Annotated in this window: 16 protein-coding genes; all 16 read left to right on the top strand. The window is 70.6% G+C overall.

Annotated elements, in window-relative coordinates; genetic code table 11:
- Window positions 1–46 precede the first annotated feature (46 nt).
- The 16 genes from ACFVWW_RS14445 to ACFVWW_RS14520 all read left to right on the top strand — a co-directional run bounded on the left by ACFVWW_RS14445 (window position 47) and on the right by ACFVWW_RS14520 (window position 18,735).
- Entirely contained in the window at window positions 47–1,084 is a 1,038-nt protein-coding gene (locus ACFVWW_RS14445; RefSeq protein WP_386878186.1) for an aldo/keto reductase, read from the top strand.
- A gap of 182 nt (window positions 1,085–1,266) precedes the next feature.
- Complete coding sequence (locus ACFVWW_RS14450; protein ID WP_386878187.1) at window positions 1,267–1,701, top strand: response regulator; 435 nt, start codon at window positions 1,267–1,269, stop codon at window positions 1,699–1,701.
- Between the two features lie 55 nt (window positions 1,702–1,756).
- Window positions 1,757–2,806 (top strand): ArgS-related anticodon-binding protein NrtL, encoded by a 1,050-nt coding sequence (gene nrtL / locus ACFVWW_RS14455; protein WP_386878188.1) that lies wholly within the window; start codon window positions 1,757–1,759, stop codon window positions 2,804–2,806.
- A 21-nt stretch (window positions 2,807–2,827) separates the two neighbouring features.
- Window positions 2,828–4,222: a diaminopimelate decarboxylase gene (gene lysA / locus ACFVWW_RS14460; RefSeq protein WP_384186335.1), complete on the top strand. Its 1,395-nt coding sequence runs from the start codon at window positions 2,828–2,830 to the stop codon at window positions 4,220–4,222.
- 107 nt (window positions 4,223–4,329) lie between these two features.
- Window positions 4,330–5,622, top strand: a complete 1,293-nt coding sequence (locus ACFVWW_RS14465) for a homoserine dehydrogenase (RefSeq protein WP_384186337.1) — start codon at window positions 4,330–4,332, stop codon at window positions 5,620–5,622.
- Between the two features lie 8 nt (window positions 5,623–5,630).
- Window positions 5,631–6,701: a threonine synthase gene (gene thrC / locus ACFVWW_RS14470; RefSeq protein ID WP_384335568.1), complete on the top strand. Its 1,071-nt coding sequence runs from the start codon at window positions 5,631–5,633 to the stop codon at window positions 6,699–6,701.
- Between the two features lie 292 nt (window positions 6,702–6,993).
- Window positions 6,994–7,914, top strand: coding sequence for a homoserine kinase (thrB, locus tag ACFVWW_RS14475; RefSeq protein WP_384186343.1), 921 nt, complete (start codon window positions 6,994–6,996; stop codon window positions 7,912–7,914).
- A gap of 385 nt (window positions 7,915–8,299) precedes the next feature.
- Complete coding sequence (gene rho, locus ACFVWW_RS14480) at window positions 8,300–10,366, top strand: transcription termination factor Rho (RefSeq protein ID WP_384186345.1); 2,067 nt, start codon at window positions 8,300–8,302, stop codon at window positions 10,364–10,366.
- A 218-nt stretch (window positions 10,367–10,584) separates the two neighbouring features.
- On the top strand, window positions 10,585–11,667 hold the full coding sequence (locus tag ACFVWW_RS14485) for an LCP family protein (protein WP_386878189.1): 1,083 nt from the start codon (window positions 10,585–10,587) through the stop codon (window positions 11,665–11,667).
- Between the two features lie 145 nt (window positions 11,668–11,812).
- Window positions 11,813–12,031 carry a 50S ribosomal protein L31 gene (rpmE, locus tag ACFVWW_RS14490; RefSeq protein ID WP_384186350.1) on the top strand — a complete coding sequence of 73 codons (219 nt, stop codon included), beginning with the start codon at window positions 11,813–11,815 and terminating at the stop codon, window positions 12,029–12,031.
- Between the two features lie 97 nt (window positions 12,032–12,128).
- Complete coding sequence (gene prfA / locus ACFVWW_RS14495; protein WP_384186353.1) at window positions 12,129–13,208, top strand: peptide chain release factor 1; 1,080 nt, start codon at window positions 12,129–12,131, stop codon at window positions 13,206–13,208.
- Window positions 13,209–13,301: 93 nt separating this feature from the next.
- Window positions 13,302–14,141: a peptide chain release factor N(5)-glutamine methyltransferase gene (gene prmC, locus ACFVWW_RS14500; protein WP_384186479.1), complete on the top strand. Its 840-nt coding sequence runs from the start codon at window positions 13,302–13,304 to the stop codon at window positions 14,139–14,141.
- A 65-nt stretch (window positions 14,142–14,206) separates the two neighbouring features.
- Window positions 14,207–14,854 (top strand): L-threonylcarbamoyladenylate synthase, encoded by a 648-nt coding sequence (locus ACFVWW_RS14505; RefSeq protein WP_384186356.1) that lies wholly within the window; start codon window positions 14,207–14,209, stop codon window positions 14,852–14,854.
- Window positions 14,851–15,510 (top strand): protein-tyrosine-phosphatase, encoded by a 660-nt coding sequence (locus ACFVWW_RS14510; protein ID WP_386878190.1) that lies wholly within the window; start codon window positions 14,851–14,853, stop codon window positions 15,508–15,510. Before ACFVWW_RS14505 ends, ACFVWW_RS14510 begins: the two co-directional genes overlap by 4 nt.
- A 476-nt stretch (window positions 15,511–15,986) precedes the next feature.
- The gene (gene glyA / locus ACFVWW_RS14515) at window positions 15,987–17,258 is read left to right on the top strand and encodes a serine hydroxymethyltransferase (protein ID WP_386878191.1); all 1,272 of its coding nucleotides are present in this window, start codon (window positions 15,987–15,989) and stop codon (window positions 17,256–17,258) included.
- A gap of 145 nt (window positions 17,259–17,403) precedes the next feature.
- Window positions 17,404–18,735 (top strand): MraY family glycosyltransferase, encoded by a 1,332-nt coding sequence (locus ACFVWW_RS14520; protein ID WP_384186364.1) that lies wholly within the window; start codon window positions 17,404–17,406, stop codon window positions 18,733–18,735.
- Window positions 18,736–18,875: the final 140 nt, after the last annotated feature.

The raw sequence follows: 18,875 nt of genomic DNA on the forward strand, positions 1-18,875 counted from the left end.
ACCTCTCCGCGTCGCAGACCGACCGACTCGTCAACGGGAGCGCACGATGACGGAGTACCGCCCCTTCGGACGTACCGGCGTCAGGGACAGCCCGCTGTGTCTGGGCACCATGATGTTCGGGCCGAGGGGAAACCCGGATCACGACGACAGCGTCCGTATCATCCACCGCGCCCTGGACTCGGGCATCAATTTCGTCGATACCGCCGATGTCTACTCGGCCGGTGAGTCGGAGACGATCGTCGGCAAGGCGCTGGCCGGCGGGCGCCGTGACAACGTGGTGCTCGCCACCAAGTTCCACGGCAGCCTCGGCGACGACCCCAACCAGCGAGGCAACTCGCGCCGCTGGATCATCCGCGAGGTGGAGAACAGCCTGCGCCGTCTCGGCACCGACTGGATCGATCTCTACCAGGTCCACCGGCCCGAGCCCGGCACCGATTTCGACGAGACCCTCGGCGCCCTGTCCGACCTCGTCCACCAGGGCAAGATCCGCTATATCGGCACCTCCACCTTCGAGCCCTCCGAGATCGTCGAGGGCCAGTGGACCGCCGAGCGCCGCGGCCGGGAGCGCGTCGTCTCCGAACAGCCGCCGTACTCCCTGCTGGCCCGCGGGATCGAACGCGAGATGCTGCCCGTGGCCCAGCGCTACGGTCTCGCGGTGATCCCCTGGAGCCCGCTGGCCGGCGGCTGGCTGTCCGGCCGCTACCGCAAGGGCGCCGCGCAGCCCACCTCCAGCCGCGCCGACAACCAGGCGGCCCGCTTCGACATCGGCTCGCCGGAGAACGCCGCCAAGCTCGACGCCGCCGAGGCGCTGGCCCAGCTTGCCGAGGAGGCCGGGCTGACCCTCGTACAGCTGGCGCTGGCCTTTGTGCTGGAGCACCCGGCGATCACCTCCGCCATCATCGGGCCGCGCACGATGGAGCAGCTGGAGAGCCAGCTCGGGGCCGGCGAGATCAGGCTGAGCGGGGACGTACTGGACCGGATCGACAAGATCGTCCCGCCGGGCACCAACCTCTCGGCCCGCGATGCCGGATACGCCCCGCCGTCCCTCAGCGATCCGGCTCTCCGCCGCCGTCCGTCGTACTGACACGCCGGAGGCGCCCCCTCCGGTTCTCTCCGGCGGCTCGACGGCCGCCCGTCACCGGTGCCTGACCGTGCGGGCGGCCGGGCCCCGCGCCCGCGTCGCCCGCACCGCGCGGAACGCGTCACCCGCACCGCGCGGAAGTGGCCAAAAGCCGGACGCGGCCCCGGGATCGGACCTACTCTCGAATGGTGTCGGGCGAGTCCGGCCGGGTGCTCGTTGTCGACGACAACAGGGTCATCAGGCAGCTGATCAGGGTCAATCTCGAGCTTGAGGGCTTCGAGGTCGTGACCGCGGCCGATGGTGCCGAGTGCCTGGACGTGGTGCACGAGGTCCGGCCCGATGTCGTCACTCTCGATGTGGTCATGCCCCGCCTGGACGGGCTGCGCACCGCGGCGCGGCTGCGCGCCGACCCGCGCACCAGCGGGCTGCCGGTCGCGATCATCAGCGCCTGTACGCAGTACGAAGTGGATTCCGGCCTCGGCGCGGGAGTGGACGCCTTTCTCGCCAAGCCCTTCGAGCCCGCGGAGCTGATCCGGCTGGTCCGGCGGCTCAGAGCGGAGGGCCCGCCGTCCGTGGACGGCAGGTACGGCGCCGGGCGGGCGAGGAGCACACGGGGCTGACCGCATCGCGAAACCGGTTCGCGAAGAGGCCACCCTCCTCCCATACGCTGGTCCCGTGACCCCCGCAGAACTCTCCCGAACCGTGCTGCACGCCGTGTGCCGCGCGGTCGAGGACGATGCCCTGCCGGGGCCCGTGCCCGAGCGGGTCACGGTCGAGCGGCCCCGCCCCGGCGGCAGCGGTGACTACGCCACCAATGTCGCGCTGCGGCTGGCGGGCCCCGCGGGACGCCCGCCCCGCGAGATCGCCGAGATCCTGCGCGCCCGCATTCTGAGCTCCGGACCGAGCGGCGGCCCGGCCCAAGACATCGGCGAGGGCATCGGCCGGTCCGTCGGCCGGTCCATCGTCCGGATCGAGATCACAGGACCGGGCTTCCTGAACTTCACCCTGGGCCGCGACAGCCGCGCCGGACTGGTCCGTACGGTGCTGCGCGCCGGTCCCCGATACGGACACGGCGACGCACTCGCCGGTACGGCCGTGGCGCTCGCGCCCGCCGAGGAACCGCGGGCCGCGCTCTGGACCCGCACGGTCGTCGCGCTGCTCCGTTCGCAGGGCGCCGAGGCAGCGGTCGTACCGGGCGCCGCGGAGGAACTGCGGGTCGTGCCCGCACCGGCCGCCGACGACCCCTTCGCCCGGCTCGGCCCCGACGCCGCCCGCTGGGGGCTGCTGCGGCCCGCCGCCCACGACCGGCCGCGGCTCGGCGCGGATCTGCTCGTACAGCGCGAGAGCAATCCCCTGTTCCGCGTGCGCTACGCGTACGCCCGCACGCGCGCCCTCGCGCGCAACGCCGTACAACTGGACATCACCCCCGGATACGCGCAATCCGCCGACCCGGACGAGGCACCGGCCCTCCTCACCGCCCTCGGCGACCACCCCGCCGTCCTGGAAGCCGCCGCCCGGCTGCGCGCGCCCGACCGGCTCGCCCGCCATCTCGAACACACCGCGGAGGCGTTCCTGCGCTTCCAGGAGACCAGCCACCCGCTGCCGTTCGGCGACGAGAAACCCTCGGCCGCCCACAGCTCCCGGCTCGCGCTCGCCGAAGCCGCCGGGGCTGTGCTGGCCGGTGGCCTGTCCCTGCTCGGCATCGATGCCCCCGAACACCTCTGAGAAAGCCAAGAGAGCCACGAGATGAGCCGTTCCGCACACCCCGCAGGCCCCCGCCACGCGGATGTCATCACCGAGGGGCACTACACCGCCCCGGCCGCCGATCTCAACGCGCTGGACGAGAAGGTCTGGTCGCGTACGGTCCGCCGGAACGAGGAGGGTGTGGCGACCGTCGGGGGGATCGAAGTGACCCGGCTGGCCGAGGAGTTCGGCACCCCGGCGTACTTCCTCGACGAGACCGACTTCCGCGCCCGCTGCCGCGCCTGGTCCGATGCCTTCGGCAAGGACGCGGACGTGTTCTACGCGGGCAAGGCGTTCCTCTCCCGGGCCGTCGTCCGCTGGCTGCACGAAGAGGGCCTCAACCTCGATGTGTGCTCCGGGGGCGAACTCGCCACCGCGCTGGCCGCCGGAATGCCCGCCGAGCGCATCGCCTTCCACGGGAACAACAAGTCCGCCCAGGAGATCGAGCGGGCCGTGTCCGTCGGGGTCGGCCGTATCGTCCTCGACTCCTTCCAGGAGATCGTGCAGGTAGCGCATATCGCGCGGAGCCTCGGCAAGCGCCAGCGCGTCCAGATCCGGGTCACCGTCGGCGTCGAGGCCCATACGCACGAATTCATCGCCACGGCGCACGAGGACCAGAAGTTCGGGATCGCGCTCGCCGGCGGACAGGCCGCCGAGGCCGTCAGAAGGGCCCTCGGGCTCGACGGGATCGAGCTGATCGGCATCCACTCGCACATCGGCTCGCAGATCTTCGACATGGCCGGCTTCGAGGTCTCCGCCCGCCGCGTCGTGCAGCTGCTCGCCGAGGTCCGCGACGAGCACGGCGTCGAGCTGCCCGAGATCGACCTCGGCGGCGGCCTCGGTATCGCGTACACCTCCGAGGACGACCCGAGCGAGCCGCACGACATCGCCAAGGCGCTCAGCGACATCGTCACCCGTGAGTGTGAGGCGGCGGGACTCAGCACCCCCCGCATCTCCGTCGAGCCGGGCCGCGCGATCGTCGGTCCCACGGCCTTCACCCTGTACGAGGTCGGCACCATCAAGCCGCTCGAAGGGCTGCGCACGTATGTCAGTGTGGATGGCGGCATGTCCGACAACATCCGTACGGCCCTGTACGACGCCGAGTACAGCGTGGCGCTCGTCTCGCGCCGCTCCGACGCCGAGCCGATGCTGTCGCGCGTCGTCGGCAAGCACTGCGAGAGCGGCGACATCGTCGTACGCGACGCGTTCCTGCCCGCCGACCTGGCGCCCGGCGACCTGATCGCCGTCCCCGCCACCGGCGCGTACTGCCGCTCGATGGCGAGCAACTACAACCACGCGCTCCGGCCGCCCGTCGTGGCGGTCAGGGACGGTGCGGCGCGCGTCATCGTCCGGCGCGAGACGGAGGAAGATCTGCTGCGTCTCGATGTCGGTCAGTGAAATACATGTCTCGAATTCTGGACGAAGGGCAGAAACTCCCGTCCGGTGAGTGAGACTGGTTGGCACTCAGGCTTCAAGGGCTGTGGTCTATGAAAGGCGTAGGTCGGATGATGCGTACGCGTCCGCTGAAGGTGGCGCTGCTGGGCTGTGGTGTGGTCGGCTCAGAGGTGGCGCGCATCATGACGACGCACGCCGACGACCTCGCCGCACGGATCGGCGCCCCGGTGGAACTGGCCGGGGTCGCCGTCCGGCGCCCTTCCCGGGTGCGTGCGGGCATCGACCCCGCCCTGGTCACCACCGATGCCACCGCCCTCGTCAAACGCGGCGACATCGACGTGGTCGTCGAGGTCATCGGCGGGATCGAGCCCGCCCGCGCCCTCATCACCGCCGCCTTCGAGCACGGCGCCTCCGTGGTCTCCGCCAACAAGGCGCTGCTCGCCGAGGACGGCGCGACCCTCTACGAGGCCGCCGCGCAGCACGGCAGGGACCTCTACTTCGAGGCCGCGGTCGCCGGCGCCATCCCGCTGATCCGGCCGCTGCGCGAGTCCCTCGCCGGCGACAAGGTCAACCGCGTCCTCGGCATCGTCAACGGCACGACCAACTTCATCCTCGACCGGATGGACAGCGCGGGAGCCGGCTACTCCGAGGCGCTCGACGAGGCCACCGCCCTCGGGTACGCGGAGGCCGACCCGACCGCCGACGTCGAGGGCTTCGACGCCGCCGCCAAGGCCGCCATCCTCGCCGGGATCGCCTTCCACACGCGCGTACGCCTCGACGACGTACACCGCGAGGGCATCACGGAGGTCACCTCCGCCGACCTCGCCTCCGCCCAGCGCATGGGCTGCACCGTCAAGCTCCTCGCCATCTGCGAGCGCGCCGCCGACGGCCGGTCCGTCACCGCGCGCGTCCACCCGGCGATGATTCCGCTCAGCCATCCGCTCGCCTCCGTGCGGGAGGCGTACAACGCGGTCTTCGTCGAGGCCGAGGCGGCCGGACAGCTGATGTTCTACGGTCCCGGCGCGGGCGGCGCGCCGACCGCCTCCGCCGTCCTCGGCGACCTGGTCGCCGTCTGCCGCAACCGGCTCAACGAGGCCACGGGGCCCGGTGAGTCCGCGTACACCCAGCTGCCCGTGAGCCCCATGGGCGAGGTCGTGACGCGCTATCACATCAGCCTCGACGTGGCTGACAAGCCGGGTGTGCTCGCCCAGGTCGCGACGGTCTTCGCCGAGCACGGCGTGTCCATCGACACGGTCCGCCAGAAGGGAAAGGACGGCGAGGCCTCCCTCGTCGTCGTCACCCACCGCGCGCTCGACTCCGCCCTCTCCGGGACCGTCGAAGCGCTGCGCAAGCTCGACACCGTGCGCGGTGTCGCCAGCATCATGCGTGTTGAAGGGGAGTAAGGGAACCCATGACCAGCAATGGCACCCACCAGTGGCGCGGCATCATCGAGGAGTACCGGGACCGCCTCCCGGTGACGGACACGACGCCGGTCGTCACGCTCCGCGAGGGCGGTACGCCGCTCGTACCCGCGCAGGTGCTGTCCGAGCGAACGGGCTGTGAGGTGCATCTCAAGGTCGAGGGCGCCAACCCGACCGGCTCCTTCAAGGACCGCGGCATGACCATGGCCATCAGCCGGGCCAAGGAGGAGGGTGCCCAGGCGGTCATCTGCGCCTCCACCGGCAACACCTCCGCCTCGGCGGCCGCCTACGCGGTACGGGCCGGGATGGTCTGCGCCGTACTGGTGCCCCAGGGCAAGATCGCGCTCGGCAAGATGGGCCAGGCCCTGGTCCACGGCGCGCGCATCCTCCAGGTCGAGGGCAACTTCGACGACTGCCTGACGCTGGCCCGCTCGCTGGCCGACAACTACCCGGTGGCGCTGGTCAATTCCGTCAATCCGGTCAGGATCGAGGGCCAGAAGACCGCCGCCTTCGAGATCGTGGACGCGCTGGGTGACGCCCCGGACATCCATGTGCTGCCGGTCGGGAACGCCGGCAACATCACGGCGTACTGGAAGGGGTACACCGAGTACGCCGCCGACGGCCCCGCGGCCGGCACCCCGCGCATGTGGGGCTTCCAGGCCTCCGGCTCCGCGCCCATCGTGCGCGGCGAGGTCGTCAAGGACCCGCACACCGTCGCCACCGCGATCCGGATCGGCAACCCGGCGTCCTGGCAGTTCGCACTGGCGGCCCGTGACGAGTCCGGCGGCTTCATCGACGAGGTGACGGACCGGCAGATCCTCTCCGCCTACCGCCTGTTGGCCTCCCAGGAGGGCGTTTTTGTCGAGCCCGCCTCGGCCGCCTCCGTGGCCGGCCTGCTCAAGGCCGCCGAGGAGGGCAAGGTCGACCCCGGCCAGCGCATCGTCTGCACGGTCACCGGCAACGGACTCAAGGACCCGGACTGGGCGGTCGCGGGAGCGCCCCAGCCGGTCACCGTCCCCGTCGACGCGGTCCAGGCCGCGGAGCGTCTCGGCCTGAACTGACGCACCCGTCCCGGGCCCCGCGCGGGGCCCGGGACCAGGCCCCCGGCCCCGGGCACCACGGGGCGAAGCACGGCAAGGCCGACATAGGCGCACAGCAAGGCATGCGACACGCATCGTGCGCCTCCTGTGCGCCCTATGTCGCCACAGAACCTTCCTTCGATAGGCTGTACCTCACCCGCCCCGCCGCACATGCCGCGGTGTTGTCGCCCCCGTGGCCCCCCGGGTGTTCGCCACCTCCCCGAACATCTCGCAGTCAGCACATCTCGCCGTCACAAGGAGAGTCGTCAGAGCGATGGCCGGTCCCGCGTTCCGCGCCGCCGCCGTACGGGTGCGCACCCCCGCCACCAGCGCCAATCTCGGCCCGGGCTTCGATGCCTTCGGTCTGTCGCTGGGGCTCTACGACGACGTGGTCGTCCGCGTGGCCGACTCCGGCCTCCATGTCGACATCGCGGGTGAGGGCTCCGACACGCTCCCCCGCGACGAGAACCATCTGCTCGTACGCTCCCTGCGCACGGCCTTCGACCTGCTCGGCGGACAGCCGCGCGGCCTGGAGGTCGTCTGCGCCAACCGCATCCCGCACGGCCGCGGTCTGGGCTCCTCCTCGGCGGCCATCTGCGCCGGGATCGTCGCCGCCCGCGCGGTGACCATAGGCGGGGATGCCAGGCTCGACGACGCGGCCGTGCTGGAACTGGCCACCGAGATCGAGGGCCACCCCGACAATGTCGCCGCCTGTCTGCTCGGCGGCTTCACGCTGGCCTGGATGGACGGGGGAGCGGCGCGCGCGATCAGGATGGACCCCGTCGATTCCATCGTTCCGGTGGTTTTCGTCCCCGGTGAACCGGTCCTCACGGAAACGGCCCGCGGCCTGCTGCCGCGCACCGTCCCCCATGTGGACGCGGCGGTCAACGCCGGCCGTGCGGCCCTGCTCGTCGAGGCGCTGACCAGGCGCCCCGAGCTGCTGCTGCCGGCCACCGAGGACCGGATCCACCAGGAGTACCGGTCCCCGGCGATGCCGCAGAGCCTCGCCCTGGTCAACCGACTGCGCGCGGACGGCGTCCCCGCGGTCATCTCCGGCGCGGGCCCCACGGTGCTCGCGCTGGTCGAGGACGGTGCGGCCGACAAGGTCGCACGGCTGGTGGGGGAGGGATGGGCGGCCTACCGGCTCTCCCTCGACGGCGCGGGTGCGAGTGTTCTGCCGCTCGGCTCGTCGTGACAGGAGATTGCCGGTGAGTGAGAGGGGGAATGTTTGTTGGAGCCGGTAGTGTTAACCTCAAGTCTGCAACCGACGTCTTTGTGGCGCGGTGCTTCGTGTCCCGATTCGGGACCACCCTTCTTCCGGGAGCCTCCCCAACTGCCTGAGCAGCCTGCCTGAGCAGTTTTGAGCACGCACCGGAAACCGGCACGACACCCCCCCGTTTTTCCCAGCGGTGGGCCGAGCAGGGGGACCTCGGGCCGGACCCATTGCACGTACGCATGTTTCTCCGCCATACCCGGCGGGACCACCGCCCCGGCACGGTCCACAAGATGGGACCGCAGTCGGACAGCACAACCGGTCGCCGAGCCAGAAGGCCGACGTCCGCTCCAGGGAAGGACCCTTCGTGAGCGACACCACCGATCTGATGGGCGTGACTGCCGACAACAGTGTCGACGCCACCGCGCCCGCCGCAGGTGCTGCCTCCGGCACCACCGCACGGCGCCGCCGCTCCGGCACCGGCCTTGACGGCATGGTCCTGGCCGAACTGCAGCAGGTCGCGTCCGGCCTCGGCATCAGGGGCACCGCGCGGATGCGCAAGAGCCAGCTGATCGAGGTCATCAAGGAGACGCAGGCCGGAGCCTCGTCCGCGCCCAAGAGCGCCGAGGCCGGCAGCACCGACGCCGAGACCAAGCCGAAGCGCCGCGCGACCTCCAAGGCCCGTACGGGTGACACGGCCGCCGCGGAGAAGACCGACAAGGCCGAGAAGGCCGTGGCCCAGCAGATCGACATCCCCGGTCAGCCGGCCAGCGACGACCAGCCCGCGGGCGAGCGTCGCCGTCGCAGGGCCACCGCGCAGGCGGGCAGCCCCGACACCAAGGCGGAGACCAGGACCGAGGCCCAGGCCGACGTCAAGGTCGAGGCCCAGCCCGACGCCAAGGCCGAGGCCGCCGTGTCCGCGTCCGGCGCGGGCTCCGCCCAGACCGACACCGACGGCCGGCGCGGCGACCGCCAGGACCGCGGCCAGCGGGGCGAGCGCGGCGACCGTGACCGCGGCGACCGCCGTGACCGGCAGCGCGACCGTCGCGGCAAGAGCGACGAGCAGCAGGGCGGCCAGGGCGGCCAGCAGCAGAGCGGCGGCCAGCGCCAGCAGCGCGACAACCGCGGCGGCAGCAGCAGCCAGAGCATCCCCCAGAACAACGGCCCGCAGGACGACTTCGACGACGAGGCGGGCGGCCGGCGCGGCCGGCGCGGACGCTACCGCGACCGCCGAGGCCGCCGCGGGCGCGACGAGTTCGGCCCCGGCGAGCCGACGGTCGCCGACGACGACGTGCTGATCCCCGTCGCGGGCATCCTCGACATCCTCGACAACTACGCGTTCATCAGGACCTCCGGCTACCTGCCCGGTCCGAACGACGTGTACGTCTCGCTCGCCCAGGTCCGCAAGAACGGCCTGCGCAAGGGTGACCACACCACCGGCGCGGTGCGCCAGCCCAAGGAAGGCGAGCGCCGCGAGAAGTTCAACGCGCTGGTCCGCCTCGACTCCGTCAACGGCATGGCGCCCGAAACCGGCCGCGGCCGCCCGGAGTTCCAGAAGCTGACCCCGCTCTACCCGCAGGACCGGCTCCGTCTGGAGACCGACCCGGGTGTGCTGACGACGCGGATCATCGACCTCGTCGCACCGATCGGCAAGGGCCAGCGCGGTCTGATCGTGGCCCCGCCGAAGACCGGTAAGACCATGATCCTGCAGGCCATCGCCAACGCGATCACGGTCAACAGCCCCGAGTGCCACCTGATGGTCGTCCTCGTCGACGAGCGGCCCGAAGAGGTCACCGACATGCAGCGGTCGGTCAAGGGCGAGGTCATCTCCTCGACCTTCGACCGCCCGGCCGAGGACCACACCACCGTCGCCGAGCTGGCCATCGAGCGCGCCAAGCGCCTCGTCGAGCTGGGTCACGACGTGGTCGTCCTGCTGGACTCCATCACCCGTCTGGGCCGTGCGTACAACCTCGCCGCGCCCGCCTCGGGACGCATCCTGTCCGGTGGTGTCGACTCGACCGCGCTCTACCCGCCGAAGCGCTTCTTCGGTGCGGCGCGCAACATCGAGGACGGCGGCTCGCTGACCATCCTGGCCACCGCGCTGGTCGAGACCGGCTCGCGCATGGACGAGGTGATCTTCGAGGAGTTCAAGGGCACCGGCAACATGGAGCTCAAGCTCGACAGGAAGCTCTCGGACAAGCGCATCTTCCCGGCGGTGGACGTGGACGCGTCCAGCACCCGTAAGGAAGAGATCCTGCTCGGCAGCGACGAGCTCGCCGTCGTCTGGAAGCTGCGCCGGGTGCTGCACGCGCTCGACCAGCAGCAGGCGATCGAGCTGCTCCTGGACAAGATGAAGCAGACGAAGTCGAACGCGGAGTTCCTGCTCCAGATCCAGAAGACGACGCCCGGGCCGGGCAACGGCAACAACGACTGACCAGCCCTGACGCCGCACGGAAAACCGCCCCGCCGCCTTGGTGACGGGGCGGTTTTCCGTTGTCCGCGCCCGTCCCGCCCCTGACCCGCCCCCCGCGCGGAACACAGCGCGTTGTGAAACCCTTCTGGGGTGCTCCACCGTCCGTTCGAGTGACCCACGACGCGCCTGATCACCACCCCTGGGGGGAGCGGGACCGGAGCCACGGACAGAGGGAGACCATGACCGAGCGGAGCGGCACCCGAATACGCGGCGGCGGCAAGCGCCGGCGTACGGCCACCACCGTCGTCGCCTGGTCGGCGGCGGCCCTGGTCGCCATCGGGGGATCCGGAATCGGCTTCGCGTATCTCAAGCTCGACGGCAACCTCCGGGGCATCGACATCAACGCCCAGCTGGGCAGGGACCGCCCCGTCAATATCGACAACGGCTCCCAGGACATCCTGGTGCTCGGCTCGGACTCCCGCTCCGGCGCGAACCGCGAGTATGGCCGGCGCATCAGCGGCGCCCGCTCGGACACGGCCATGATCGTCCATGTCTACAAGGGCCATAAGAAGGCCAGCGTCGTCTCCATACCGCGCGACACCCTGGTCGAACGCCCCGAATGCACCGATTCCAAGGGCAAGGCCGTCCCCGGCGCGCAGCTCGCCATGTTCAACTCGGCGTACGAGCTCGGCGGGCCCGCCTGCGCGGTGAAGACCGCCGAGAAGATGTCCGGCATCCGCATGGACCACTTCATCGAGGTCGACTTCACCGGCTTCAAGAAGCTCATAGACGAGCTCGGCGGCGTCAAGATCACCACCACCCGGCCCATCAACGACGCCAAGAGCCATCTGAAGCTCGCGCCCGGTACCCACACCCTCGACGGTGAGCAGGCCCTCGGCCTCGTCAGGACCCGCAAGAGCATCGGCGACGGCAGCGACCTCGGCCGGATCCAGCTCCAGCAGGCCTTCATCAAGGCGCTGATCAACCAGGTCAAGGACATCGGCGTCTTCAGCAGCCCCAAGAAGCTGTACGACGTCGCCGACACCGCCACCCGCGCGATCACCCCCGACTCCCAGCTCGACACGGTCAACGAACTGATCGGCTTCGCCGGCGGCCTCAAGGACCTCGGCACCGGCGACGTCAGGACGATCACGCTCCCGGTGCGCTACGACCCCGCCGACCCGAACCGCGTCCTGCCCCTCCAGAAGGGCTCCCAGCAGGTCTGGACGGCCCTCAGGCACGACAAGCCGATCCCCGCCTCCGCCACCAAGGACTCCGCGGGCGACAAGGGCGACGCACAGGGCGTGATCAAGGGCGGTTAGCTACGGACGCGCCCCCGGAATACTTCCGCCCGCCCCCCGGTTTTGGGAGATACGGCCGGTCCTGGCAGACTGGTACGTCGGCCCCGGTTCACGTACGCGCAATCCGCGCTGACGACCCGGTGCCCTCCCGAAACTAGGAGCCACCTTGAAGCGCGACATCCACCCCGCGTACGTCGAGACCCAGGTCAGCTGCACCTGCGGTGCGTCGTTCACCACCCGGAGCACCATCGAGAGCGGCAGCATCCGTGCCGACCTGTGCTCCGAGTGCCACCCGTTCTACACGGGCAAGCAGAAGATCCTCGACACCGGTGGCCGCGTGGCCCGCTTCGAGGCCCGCTTCGGCAAGGCCGCCGCCAAGAAGTAGCGAGCAGTCCGCGCCGGTTCTCGGTGTCCCGCTCCGGGACGTCGAGACCGGCGCTTTGGCGTCCCGAAGCACCTTCGTACGAACCCAGGAGCCACCGATGTTCGAGGCGGTCGAGGAACTGATCGGCGAGCACGCCGATCTGGAGAAGAAGCTCGCCGACCCGTCGGTCCACGCGGACCAGGCGAACGCGCGCAAGCTCAACAAGCGATATGCCGAGCTGACGCCGATCGTCGGTACGTACCGCTCCTGGAAGCAGACCGGCGACGACATCGGGACGGCCCGCGAGTTCGCGGCCGACGATCCCGACTTCGTCGCCGAGGTCAAGGTTCTGGAGAAGCAGCGCGAAGAGCTCACCGAGAAGCTCCGCCTGCTGCTCGTACCGCGCGACCCCAGCGACGACAAGGACGTCATCCTTGAGGTCAAGGCGGGCGCGGGCGGCGACGAGTCCGCGCTCTTCGCCGGTGACCTGCTGCGCATGTACCTGCGGTACGCCGAGCGCGTCGGCTGGAAGACCGAGATCATCGACGCCACCGAGTCCGAGCTCGGCGGCTACAAGGACGTCCAGGTCGCGGTGAAGACCAAGGGCGGCAACGGGGCCACCGAGCCGGGACAGGGCGTCTGGGCCCGGCTGAAGTACGAGGGCGGGGTGCACCGGGTGCAGCGCGTGCCCTCCACCGAGTCCCAGGGCCGCATCCACACCTCGGCCGCCGGAGTCCTGGTGACACCCGAGGCCGAAGAGGTCGACGTCGAGATCCACGCCAACGATCTGCGCATCGACGTCTACCGCTCCTCGGGCCCCGGCGGCCAGTCCGTCAACACGACCGACTCCGCCGTCCGCATCACCCATCTGCCGACCGGTGTCGTCGCCTCCTGCCAGAACGAGAAGAGCCAGCTCCAGAACAAGGAGCAGGCCATGCGTATCCTGCGCTCGCGGCTGCTCGCGGCCGCCCAGGAGGAGGCGGAGAAGGAGGCCGCCGACGTCCGGCGCAGCCAGGTCCGTACCGTCGACAGGTCCGAGAAGATCCGGACCTACAACTTCCCGGAAAACCGGATCTCGGACCACCGCGTCGGTTTCAAGGCGTACAACTTGGACCAGGTCCTCGACGGAGAGCTGGACGCCGTCATCCAGGCGTGCGTCGACGCGGATTCCGCCGCGAAGCTCGCCGCCGCCCAGTAACCACAACCGCAGTCCGGAGGAACCAGCGTGCAGCCACATTCTGGGGGGCCCAGCGACCCTCAGCGGCTCCGCCGCGGGCCCGGCCCCCGCAGCCTGCTGCTCGCCGAGGTGGCCCAGGCCACCCAGCGGCTGGCCGACGCGGGCGTGCCCTCACCGCGCTTCGACGCGGAGGAGCTCGCCGCTTACGTGCACAGCGTCAAGCGGGGAGAGCTGCACAACGTCAAGGACACGGACTTCGACGCCCGATACTGGGAAGCCGTGGCCCGCCGCGAGGCCAGGGAGCCGCTCCAGCACATCACCGGACGTGCCTTCTTCCGGTATCTGGAGCTCCAGGTCGGGCCCGGGGTCTTCGTACCGCGCCCGGAGACCGAGTCGGTCGTCGGCTGGGCCATAGACGCCGTACGGGCGATGGACGTCGTCGAACCGCTCATCGTCGACCTGTGCTCCGGTTCGGGCGCCATCGCGCTCGCCATGGCGCAGGAGGTGCCCCGCTCGCGCGTGCACGCCGTCGAGCTGTCCGAGGACGCCCTCACCTGGACGCGGAAGAACGCCGACGGGTCCAGGGTCACCGTGCACCAGGGAAACGCCCTCACGGCCCTTCCCGAGCTCGACGGCCAGGTCGACCTGGTCATCTCCAACCCGCCGTACATCCCGCTGACCGAGTGGGAGTACGTCGCCCCCGAGGCCCGCGACCACGATCCGGAGATGGCCCTCTTCTCCGGCGAGGACGGCCTCGACACGATCCGCGGCATCGAACGCACCGCCCACCGGCTGCTGCGCCCCGGCGGCCTGGTCGTCGTCGAGCACGCGGACACCCAGGGCGGACAGGTCCCGTGGATCTTCAGCGAGGAGTCCGGCTGGGCGGACGCCGCCGACCACCCCGACCTGAACAAGCGCCCCCGCTTCGCGACGGCCCGCAAGGCCATGCCGTGACCGCCCCCGCCCTCCCTTCCGCCTTGATCATCCAGACCGTGTACGTGCACGAGGAGGCCCGTTAAATGGCTCGGCGATACGACTGCAACGACGCGACGGATCGTGCGACGGGTCTGCGTGAGGCCGCGTCGGCGGTACGCCGCGGTGAGCTGGTCGTGCTGCCCACCGACACCGTGTACGGGATCGGTGCGGACGCCTTCGGATCCGAGGCCGTCGCCGATCTGCTGGAGGCCAAGGGCCGCGGGCGCAATATGCCCACCCCTGTCCTGATCGGCTCCCCGAACACCCTGCACGGCCTGGTCACCGACTTCTCCGAACAGGCCTGGGAACTGGTCGACGCGTTCTGGCCCGGCGCCCTCACCCTGGTCGCCAGGCACCAGCCGTCCCTCCAGTGGGACCTGGGCGACACCCGGGGCACCGTGGCCATCCGGATGCCGCTGCACCCTGTCGCCATCGAGCTGCTCACCGAGGTCGGCCCGATGGCCGTCTCCAGCGCCAATCTCACGGGACACCCGGCCCCCGAGGACTGCGACGCCGCCCAGGAGATGCTCGGGGACTCCGTCTCCGTCTACCTCGACGGCGGCCCGACACCCGGCAACGTCCCCTCCTCGATCGTCGACGTCACCGGCAAGGTCCCGGTGCTGCTGCGGGCCGGCGCCCTCGACGCGGAGGAGCTCCGCAAGGTGGTACCCGACCTCGAGGTGGCCAATTGACCGCCCCTGAGGGGCGTGGCATAGCGGAGACCGCATACACCGGCAACACCTTCCGCATCCTCCACGTCAGTACCGGCAATGTCTGCCGCTCGCCCATCACCGAGCGGCTGACCAGGCATGCCCTGAGCGTCCGCCTCGGCGAACGGCTCACCGGCGGCCTGATCGTGGAGAGCGCCGGCACCTGGGGACACGAGGGCGCGGCCATGGAGGCCAACGCCGAGGCCGTGCTCGCCGACTTCGGCGCCGACGCGTCCGGCTTCGTCGGCCGTGAACTGCTCGACGAACACGTCATTCGCGCCGACCTGGTCCTCACCGCGACCCGCGACCACCGGGCCCAGGTCATCTCCATGGGCCACTCCGCGGGGCTGCGCACCTTCACGCTCAAGGAGTTCACCCGGCTCGTACGGGCCATAGACCCGGCGACACTCCCCGACCCCCTCGACGAGGGCGTGGTCGAACGCGCCCGCGCACTGGTACGCGCGGCCGCGGCTCTACGCGGGTGGCTGCTGGCCCCGACGGCGGAGGCGGACGAGGTCTACGACCCGTACGGCGCGCCGATCACGTTCTTCCGCTCCATCGGCGACGAGATCAACCAAGCCCTGGACCCGGTAGTCACAGCCCTGACAGGAGTCCCCGCCTGCCCACCCCTACATTGAGGGCTCGGTTCGCCTCCGGGCCCCTCTTTTTTTAGGGCTCGGTTCGCCTCCGGGGCGCTTTATGCCCCTGCCGACGGTCGACCGTGCTCGATTCGCTTGTACCTCGCGAACCTCCGCGCGCTCTCCCTTTCGACAGCGGCGCGCCCCTTCGGCTCACTCGCCGGCGGTCGTGGAGACGGGCGATCGGATGTGCGGGGCGGGGCCCACCGGCGGGAGGGGGGTGGGGGCGCAGGAGGTGTGTGTCCGGACGTAGAGCGTGATTTGTGGCGCTCACTAAGCCGCACCCGACAAACGAGCCGCGCGGCGCCGTAAATCATGCAGTCCGGACACGCACCTCCGGAGCCCGCGACCCCCGCACCACGACGAACGGCCCCGCACCCCCACCGGACCCGCACCCGCACCACCCGCGCCGCGCACCGACAACCGCACCCGCCTACATTGGAAAGCACGCACCCCCTCCGAGGTGGGAGCCCGCCATGCCGGTCGTCGTCACCGCGCCATCAGCCAGCACCCCCTGGGCCGACCCGGACGCGCTGCTCCGGCAGGATCCCGAGATGGCCGAGGTGGTCCTCGGCGAGGCCCACCGGCAGAGCGACAGCCTCCAGCTCATCGCCGCCGAGAACTTCACCTCGCCCGCCGTCCTCGCCGCCCTGGGCTCCCCGCTCGCCAACAAGTACGCCGAGGGCTACCCCGGCGCCCGCCACCACGGCGGCTGCGAACTGGTCGACGCCGCGGAGCGGATCGCCGTCGGGCGGGCGCAGACCCTCTTCGGCGCCGAGCACGCCAACGTACAGCCGCACTCCGGGTCCTCCGCCGTGCTGGCCGCGTACGCCGCGCTGCTGAGGCCCGGGGACACGGTGCTCGCGATGGGGCTGCCGTACGGCGGCCATCTCACCCACGGCGCACCGGTCAACTTCTCCGGCCGCTGGTTCGACTTCGTCGGGTACGGCGTCGACGCCGGGACCGGCCGCATCGACTACGCGCAGGTGCGGAGGCTGGCGCGGGCGCACCGCCCGAAGGCCATCGTCTGCGGCTCGATCTCGTACCCCCGGCACATCGACTACGAGGCGTTCCGGGTGATCGCCGACGGTGTCGGCGCGTATCTGATCGCCGACGCCGCGCACCCGATCGGGCTGGTCGCCGGGGGAGCGGCGCCCAATCCGGTGCCGTACGCCGACATCGTGTGTGCGACGACACACAAGGTGCTGCGTGGTCCCCGCGGCGGGATGATCCTCTGCGGCGCGGAGTACGCGGAGCGGGTCGATCGCGCGGTGTTCCCGTTCACGCAGGGCGGGGCGCAGATGCACACCATCGCCGCCAAAGCCGTCGGCTTCGGCGAGGCGGCGACCCCCGGGTTCACGGCGTACGCCCATCAGGTCGTCGCCAACGCACGGCTGCTCGCGGACGCTTTGGCCGCGGAGGGTCTCCGGATCACCACGGACGGTACCGACACGCATCTGATTACGGCCGATCCGGCACCACTGGGTGTGGACGGCAGAACGGCCCGTGGCCGGCTCGCGGCAGCGGGCATCGTGCTGGACACCTGCGCACTGCCGTACACGGAGGGGCGCGGGATCCGGCTGGGCACCGCCGCCACGACCACTCAGGGCATGCGAGAGGCCGAAATGGCGCGGATCGCGGCCCTCTTCGCCTCGGCGCTGCGCGAGGACGCGGAGGGGGCGCGTGGAGCCCGCGCGGAGGTAAGGGAGCTCGTGCGGCGGTTTCCGCCGTATGGAACCGTTTCCTGAATGAAATGACTGCCGGCGGGAAGCCGTGCGACTATCTCTCTCATTTCCCCGTCCTGGCTCATATGGCGACTCGGTATCCAACGGTGGGTCCGGCGCGGGCTAGTGTGTGGGGCTGAGATGGCCAGCGATTCCTGTGGGGCAGCCCGTGCGTGATTACCTGCTGACGCTCTGTGTGACGGCTGCGGTGACTTATCTGCTGACCGGCCCGGTGCGGAAGTTCGCCATCGCGACCGGCGCGATGCCGGAGATCCGTGCGCGTGACGTTCACCGCGAACCGACGCCGAGACTCGGCGGCATCGCCATGTTCTTCGGCCTGTGCGCCGGACTGCTCGTGGCGGACAACCTGCAGAACCTCAACGGGGTCTTCGAGTTGTCCAACGAGCCGCGCGCGCTGCTCTCCGGCGCCGCCCTGATCTGGCTGATCGGTGTCCTGGACGACAAGTTCGAGATCGACGCCCTGATCAAGCTCGGCGCGCAGATGATCGCCGCCGGTGTGATGGTGATGCAGGGTCTGACGATCCTGTGGATCCCGGTGCCCGGTATCGGCATGGTCTCGCTGACCTCCGGGCAGGGCACCCTGCTGACCGTCGCCCTGGTCGTGATCACCATCAACGCGGTCAACTTCGTGGACGGTCTCGACGGTCTGGCGGCGGGCATGGTCTGCATCGCCGCCGCGGCCTTCTTCCTGTACACGTACCGGCTCTGGTACGGGTACGGCCTGGAGGCGGCCGCTCCCGCGACGCTCTTCGCCGCCATCCTGATGGGCATGTGCGTCGGGTTCCTGCCGCACAACATGCATCCCGCCCGGATCTTCATGGGCGACTCGGGATCGATGCTGATCGGTCTGGTGCTCGCGGCGGGCGCGATCTCGGTGACCGGTCAGGTCGACCTGGACGTCCTGGCTGTCTTCGAGGGCTCCACCCGCGAGGCCACGCACGCGGCGCTGCCGGTCTTCATCCCGCTGCTGCTGCCGCTGACGATCATCGCGATCCCGTTCGCCGACCTGGTGCTCGCGGTCGTGCGCCGTACCTGGAACGGCCAGTCGCCGTTCGCCGCCGACCGGGGCCATCTCCATCACCGGCTGCTGGAGATCGGGCACTCGCACAGCAGGTCCGTCCTGATCATGTACTTCTGGTCGGCGCTGATCGCGTTCGGTGTCGTCGGCTACTCGGTGCACTCGACGTCGATGTGGATCGTGCTGGCCGTCGTCGCGCTGAGCGCGGTGGGCCTGGTGCTTCTGCTGCTGCCGCGCTTCACGCCGCGGGCTCCGCTCTGGGCACAGGCCGTTGTGCCGCCGCGCTACCGGCGCCGCCGGCGGCAGGAGGAGACGTACGAGGCGGCCGCGCCCGGACTCGCCCGCGCACCCCAGGAGATGATCGAGGAGCGCACGCCTGTTCCCGCCGGCGTCAACGGGGCGACCGCCCTGGGCGCTCGTTCGCGTCTTCCCGACCGACGGAAGGCCGGCTCGCGGCACTGACCGTTCGGCCATTTCTCTCATCGAGGCCCAATACCAGACAAGATGCTGTGGCGTCCTGCACACACGCGCGAAGTAACTCTCATGTGTGACAGTCAGCACACGCCCTTGGTAAAGACCTCATCAAATAGTTTGTGATACTG

It is taken from the genome of Streptomyces sp. NPDC058198 (genome assembly GCF_042882605.1).
Taxonomy (GTDB): Bacteria; Actinomycetota; Actinomycetes; order Streptomycetales; family Streptomycetaceae; genus Streptomyces.

Coding starts and splice junctions, on each gene's coding strand:
- prfA (WP_384186353.1), top strand. CDS start 12,129: ATGTTCGAGGCGGTCGAGGAACTGATCGGCGAGCACGCCGATCTGGAG.
- thrC (WP_384335568.1), top strand. CDS start 5,631: ATGACCAGCAATGGCACCCACCAGTGGCGCGGCATCATCGAGGAGTAC.
- ACFVWW_RS14465 (WP_384186337.1), top strand. CDS start 4,330: ATGATGCGTACGCGTCCGCTGAAGGTGGCGCTGCTGGGCTGTGGTGTG.
- ACFVWW_RS14505 (WP_384186356.1), top strand. CDS start 14,207: ATGGCTCGGCGATACGACTGCAACGACGCGACGGATCGTGCGACGGGT.
- thrB (WP_384186343.1), top strand. CDS start 6,994: ATGGCCGGTCCCGCGTTCCGCGCCGCCGCCGTACGGGTGCGCACCCCC.
- ACFVWW_RS14485 (WP_386878189.1), top strand. CDS start 10,585: ATGACCGAGCGGAGCGGCACCCGAATACGCGGCGGCGGCAAGCGCCGG.
- lysA (WP_384186335.1), top strand. CDS start 2,828: ATGAGCCGTTCCGCACACCCCGCAGGCCCCCGCCACGCGGATGTCATC.
- glyA (WP_386878191.1), top strand. CDS start 15,987: ATGCCGGTCGTCGTCACCGCGCCATCAGCCAGCACCCCCTGGGCCGAC.
- ACFVWW_RS14445 (WP_386878186.1), top strand. CDS start 47: ATGACGGAGTACCGCCCCTTCGGACGTACCGGCGTCAGGGACAGCCCG.
- ACFVWW_RS14450 (WP_386878187.1), top strand. CDS start 1,267: ATGGTGTCGGGCGAGTCCGGCCGGGTGCTCGTTGTCGACGACAACAGG.